This window comes from Vibrio sp. OPT46 (assembly GCF_015163535.1).
In the GTDB taxonomy this organism is placed as follows: domain Bacteria; phylum Pseudomonadota; class Gammaproteobacteria; order Enterobacterales; family Vibrionaceae; genus Vibrio; species Vibrio alginolyticus.
On sequence record NZ_JADDYG010000054.1, the window covers coordinates 16,339 to 18,155 of the forward strand.

Here is a 1,817-nt window from a genome sequence, read left to right on the forward strand (position 1 = left end):
AGATGAATCGTTATCAATACATTACAGACAAAATAAAACCCCGCCTGGTTTCCCAGACGGGGCTTATTCTTTTTCGCAGCAATCCAGCTACTAATAGGTGCTCCCTGCATCTATCCTTGATTGTGGCTAAGTCCTTTAACCGAGTTCCTTGTTCATCGCCTTCCTAGCGGTGTCCATTCTTGCCTATCATCCTGACGGGCGAACTCTATCCTAGAGCTTAACTACATCCTTGCTGACAACTCATCCTAAGTTATCAAATCTTCATCCTGAAGATACCCAATCCTTTAGGCTTTTTTCCTGTTCCCGCCAACATCCTGTCGACAAATTGAGTATTGATGTTTTGCTGATTTGACTCAATTAACTTTTCTAAATTATTTTTACTGATTATTTTAAGTGAATTTAAATATTACTTTTAAATCATATATTTAATGTTTTTTCTGGCATTGCTCTTAGAGGTGATTAATCTATTTGCTCACAACTCTTGTAAGAGATCTCGCACAAGTTTGGTGGTGAATGTATTAATGTGCGCTTTTTGTTCCGAGTTCTGTGGATTGAACTGGATCACAATGCGTTAAAAGGGAGACGATAAAGATGAAAGTGAATTGATCTTGAGTAGAGATTTGTTTGAAAAGAAATAAAAATTCTTGCGGTTTTTATAAACAGTATGGTAAATCTGAAATGCCCACCTTGTTAATCCTTATTAAGATTCAATGACAGTATAAGTAGGGAACTTGATTGCCATTTTTCTGTCATATCTGGTGAGTAAGTTAACTGTGTCAGATAGATAATATGCCGTTTGCCAGTAAAAACAGGCTGCAAGAAATCGGTAATTATCATTATGTTGTGAAATTGGTCACGGTTAAATGATTGATTCCCTTATAGATTGAAGGGGATACGACCTTAGACAATAAGCTCCATGAGGAGCGTTACTTATATAAGATGAGGGACTTTACTATGAAAAAGACTAGAAGAGCTCAGCTACATCGTGTGCGTATTCAATACTGGAAAGACACGAAAGACGCCCCAGCTAAAAAATCATAGTTAATTATACCTAAAGGCACGAGCTGGCTGTGGAACGCAGTTTCCCGTTGATTGCCAGCTCAAAAACGCCAAAATCACTCCGCGCAACTTCCCAAGCACCCTATTTTTAATATCGCATTCTTCCAAAAATAAAAAAGCCAGTCTTAAGACCAGCTTTCTCTACCATTTATTGAGCTCTGCGTATTACAGGTTGCCCTTTAGTTACAGGTAGTTGGCGTCAACTAGTTCGCCCGCTTGCGCGCTTTTCACTTCTGGGCGTGCTTCTAACCATTTGATAACTTGCGCTTTCTGTTCTTCAGTCGCACTGCCGTAACGGTTAGTAGAACATAGGAAGCCTTCAAACAGTTCTAGACCACCGCCACCGAAGCAAAGACCAAGCTCGTCAATGTAGTCGATAAAGTCATCAACGAATGCATCGTAACGGTCGAAGTCGTTAATGTCTGTTTCACAGCTGATCTCGAAACCTAGGATTGCGAACTCACCTAAGAACAGCTTTTTACGGATACGACGGCTCTTGTTATCGATCTTGTCTAATTTCATGATTATCTCTCGTAGATGATTTGATTTCGTACACCTTATACCTTCTATCATACTTTAGCCCAAGTAAAATCAGAATGAAGCGATACAGTTGGTGATTATGTGACCAGAATTTAATTGCTTCGTTAGCTGTGTTGGTTGGTTTGCAGTATTGTTGAAACACAAGTTTCATATGTTTTAAGCACTTTTGTCATTTTTCTTATCCAAACTTCTTGCCGTTCAACTAATCACTTATTTAT

1 protein-coding gene is annotated in these 1,817 nt (G+C 39.0%); it reads right to left on the reverse strand.

Annotation, left to right across the window (positions count from 1 at the left end):
- Positions 1-1,242: 1,242 nt before the first annotated feature.
- Entirely contained in the window at positions 1,243-1,581 is a 339-nt protein-coding gene (locus IQR33_RS02660; RefSeq protein ID WP_054701928.1) for a YggL family protein, read from the reverse strand.
- Positions 1,582-1,817: the final 236 nt, after the last annotated feature.

Bases quoted from the DNA above. Each gene is read 5' to 3' on its own strand.
- IQR33_RS02660 (WP_054701928.1), bottom strand. From the start codon at position 1,581: ATGAAATTAGACAAGATCGATAACAAGAGCCGTCGTATCCGTAAAAAG.